Raw genomic sequence first — 3,520 nt, forward strand, 5'->3', positions numbered from 1 at the left:
CCCGGCCGGTCGACGGGACTATCCTGGGCAGTTGTGACCACAGCCTCCCTCGACACCGCCCGCGCCGTCCTGGAGGAGCTCGTCGCCGCCGGGATGCGCCACCTCGTCGTCGCCCCCGGCTCCCGGTCCGCGCCGCTGGCCTACGCCGCCGCGGCCGCCTCCGCCGCCGGGGCGCTCGAGGTGCACGTGCGGGTGGACGAGCGGGGCGCGGCGTTCACGGCCCTCGGCATCGCGCGGGCCACGGGCCGCCCGGCGGGAGTCGTCACGACCTCGGGCACCGCCGTGGGCAACCTGCTGCCCGCCGTGCTGGAGGCCGACCACGCCGAGGTGCCGCTCGTCGTGGTCTCCGCCGACCGCCCGCCGGAGCTGCGGGGCACCGGTGCCAACCAGACCACCCGTCAGCCGGGGATCTTCGGGGACCACGTGCGGGCCTCCGTGGACCTCCTCCCGGACGACGACGTGCCCGCCCGGCTCGCGGCGGCCCTCGCCGCCCTGGCCGGCCGCGGCCCGGACGGGCCCCGGCCGGCGGGCCCGGTCCAGCTCAACGTGGCCCTGCGCGAACCGCTGCACCCCGCGGACGAGGACGGGGCCGTGCTCACCGCCTGGGCGCGGCGGCTGGTCTCCCGGGCGGGTACCGCGCCGGACCCGGGCCCGCGGGCCGTGGAGGCCGGACCCGTCCGCGACCCGGGGCCGGGCGCGGGGACGGCGCGCTCCGTCGTGGTCGCCGGGGACGCGGCGGGAGCCGGCGCGGCGCGCTTCGCCGAGGTCTGCGGTCTCCCGCTGCTCGCGGAGCCCTCGTCGAACGCCCGGTCCGGCCCGCACGCCGCGGGGGCCTACCGGCTGCTCCTGGACTCCCCGCTGGGGCGGCGGATCGAGCGCGTCCTGCTCGTGGGCCGGCCGACCCTCTCCCGTCCGGTCGGCACCCTGCTCGCCCGGGCGGAGGTCGCCACGGCGGCCGTCCGGCCGGCCCCCGTGGCCTGGTACGAGCCCGGGCGGCGGCGCGAGCAGGTGCTCCGGAGCTGGGCCGAGGCCGCGGCCTTCACCGGCCGCGGCGCACCCGGCTGGGCGGCCGCCTGGCAGGAGGCGGGGGCCGCCGCGGACGACGCCGTCGCCCGGCTGCTGTCGGACGGGGCGACGGGGCGGGCGACGGGCCCCGCCGTGGCCGCCGCCGTGTGGGAGGCCTGCCGCCGGGACGGGGCCGTGCTGGTGGCGGGCTCCTCCAACCCGGTGCGGGACCTGGACCTCGCGGCCCGGCCCGGACCCGGCTCCCCGCTCGTGCTCGCCAACCGCGGGCTCGCGGGGATCGACGGGACGGTGGCCACCGCCGCGGGCGTGTCCTTGGGCACCGGACGGCCCGTCCGCGCCTTCCTGGGCGACCTGACGTTCCTGCACGACGCCTCGTCCCTGCTGCTGGGCACGGGCGAGCGGGAGCCCGACCTGCAGCTGGTGGTCCTCAACGACGGCGGCGGGGGGATCTTCACGACCCTCGAGCACGGTGCGGTGGGGGAGCGGGAGGACTACCGCGCGGTCGTGGAGCGGTTCTTCGGCACCCCGCACGAGGCCCGCCTGGACGCACTGTGCGCCGGCTACGGCGTGGCCCACCGACGTGCGGCGACCGTCGCCGAGCTCGAGCAGGCGCTGACCGCGCCGGTGCGCGGCCGCTCGGTCCTGGAGATCGCCGTGGACCGGCGCGGCCTGCGGGAACTCCACGCCGGGATCCGGGTCTCCGTCGTCCGGGCCGCGGCACGGGCCGCCGTCCCGGCCGCCGGTCGGAGCGGCCGCGGGTCCTGAGGGGGCCCGTGCCGGCCGCGCGGCGCCGCCGGGACCGGGCACGGCCCGCGCCGCACCGGCTCAGCGTTCCGGCGCCTCCACCTGGGTGGGGTTGAGCACCCGGGAGAGGAACGACTGCGTGCGGGGCTCCTGCGGGTTCCGGATCAGCTCCGCCGCGGGGCCCTCCTCGACGACCACACCGCCGTCCATGAACACGACCTTGTCGGCGACGTCGCGGGCGAACTCCATCTCGTGCGTCACCACCAGCATCGTCATGCCCTCCGCGGCGAGCCGGCGCATGATGGCCAGGACGTCGCCCACCGTCTCGGGGTCCAGGGCGGAGGTCGGCTCGTCGAAGAGCATGAGGGACGGGTCCATCGACAGCGCCCGGGCGATGGCCACGCGCTGCTGCTGGCCGCCGGAGAGCTGGTCGGGGTAGCTGTCCGCCTTCTCGGCCAGGCCCACGCGGTCGAGGTTGCCCCGGGCGATCCGCTCGGCCTCGGCCTTGTCCCGCCTGAGCACCTTGAGCTGGGCCACGGTGCAGTTCTCGAGGACGCTCAGGTGGGGGAACAGGTTGAACTGCTGGAAGACCATGCCCACGTGCCGGCGCATCCGGTCGACGTCGGCCTCGGGGTCGGTGACCTCGAAGTCGCCGATCGCGATCCGGCCCTGCTGGGGGGTCTCGAGCAGGTTGACGCAGCGCAGCAGGGTGGACTTGCCGGAGCCGGAGGGTCCGATGAGGCAGACCACCTGGCCGGCGCCGACGCTGAGGGAGATGCCCTTGAGGACCTCGAGGGAGCCGTAGGACTTGTGCAGGTCCTCGATGACGACGGAGGCCGCACCGGCGAGTCCGTCGGCGCTCTCGGGCCGGGGTGCGGGGGAGGATGCAGTGCTCATCGTCAGGCTCCTAGGACTTCTTCATGCGGTCGGTCTTGGACTCGAAGCGGCGGGTCAGGATGCCCAGGGGCACCGTGATGATGAGGTAGCACACGCCCGCCACCACGAGGGGGGTCAGGCCCGCGCCGGCCCCCGAGATGGCCTCGCGGCCGTACTTGGTGAGCTCGTACTGCCCCACGCCCATGCCGAGGAGGTAGACCAGCGACGAGTCCTTGGTCAGCAGGATCACCTCGTTGGTCAGCGGAGGCAGCACGATCCGCAGGGCCTGCGGGATGACGATCGTGACCATCGCGCGGGCGTGGGACATGCCCAGGGACCGCGCGGCCTCGTACTGGCCCTTCGGGACGGCCTGCAGGCCCGCCCGCAGCGACTCCGCGATGTAGGCGGCGGCCACGAGGCCCAGGGCGATCATCACCGTGACGTAGTGGTTGAAGCGGAAGCCGAAGGCCAGCGGGATGCCGTAGCCGAAGGCGAGGAAGACCAGCAGTGCCGGGACGCCGCGGAAGAACTCGATGTAGATCGTGGCCAGCCACCGGTAGGGCGCCACGGACGAGAGCTTCATGAGCGCGAGGACCACACCGCCGGTGAGGCCGACCACGAAGCCGAGGAGCGTGTAGATCAGGGTGTTCTTCAGCGCCACGACGATGATGCCGGGGAACTGCTGGGCCGCGATGGCCGGGTTGAACACCTTCTCGACCAGCAGGGGCCAGTCGGCGAGCGCGATCAGCGCGACGGCGACGAGGATCAGGACGGCGTACTGGATGCCGCGGGAGAGCCGGGCTCTCTGGTGCATGGTCATGGACATGGAGTGGTCCGTTCTGGGTGGGACGGGCGGTCGGTGGCGGGGCCGGCT

The 3,520-nt window shown here is 75.3% G+C and carries 3 protein-coding genes; 1 reads left to right on the plus strand and 2 read right to left on the minus strand.

Features of this window, described 5'->3' with window-relative positions; genetic code table 11:
• The first annotated feature begins 33 nt into the window (after positions 1–33).
• On the plus strand, positions 34–1,791 hold the full coding sequence (gene menD / locus ACH9D3_RS09470; protein ID WP_396410749.1) for a 2-succinyl-5-enolpyruvyl-6-hydroxy-3-cyclohexene-1-carboxylic-acid synthase: 1,758 nt from the start codon (positions 34–36) through the stop codon (positions 1,789–1,791).
• Positions 1,792–1,851: 60 nt separating this feature from the next.
• On the opposite strand, the gene ACH9D3_RS09475 is transcribed toward menD, so the two are convergent.
• Together ACH9D3_RS09475 and ACH9D3_RS09480 are read right to left on the minus strand one after the other, a co-directional pair.
• Positions 1,852–2,667, minus strand: coding sequence for an amino acid ABC transporter ATP-binding protein (locus ACH9D3_RS09475; protein WP_396400780.1), 816 nt, complete (start codon positions 2,665–2,667; stop codon positions 1,852–1,854).
• A gap of 10 nt (positions 2,668–2,677) precedes the next feature.
• A complete protein-coding gene (locus ACH9D3_RS09480; RefSeq protein WP_396400779.1) occupies positions 2,678–3,472 on the minus strand; it encodes an amino acid ABC transporter permease in 795 nt (264 codons plus the stop codon).
• Positions 3,473–3,520 lie beyond the last annotated feature (48 nt).

This window comes from Kocuria kalidii (assembly GCF_044462225.1).
Lineage (GTDB): Bacteria > Actinomycetota > Actinomycetes > Actinomycetales > Micrococcaceae > Kocuria > Kocuria kalidii.

Excerpts from the sequence above, each read along its gene's own strand:
- ACH9D3_RS09480 (WP_396400779.1), bottom strand. The coding sequence starts at position 3,472 with ATGTCCATGACCATGCACCAGAGAGCCCGGCTCTCCCGCGGCATCCAG.
- ACH9D3_RS09475 (WP_396400780.1), bottom strand. The coding sequence starts at position 2,667 with ATGAGCACTGCATCCTCCCCCGCACCCCGGCCCGAGAGCGCCGACGGA.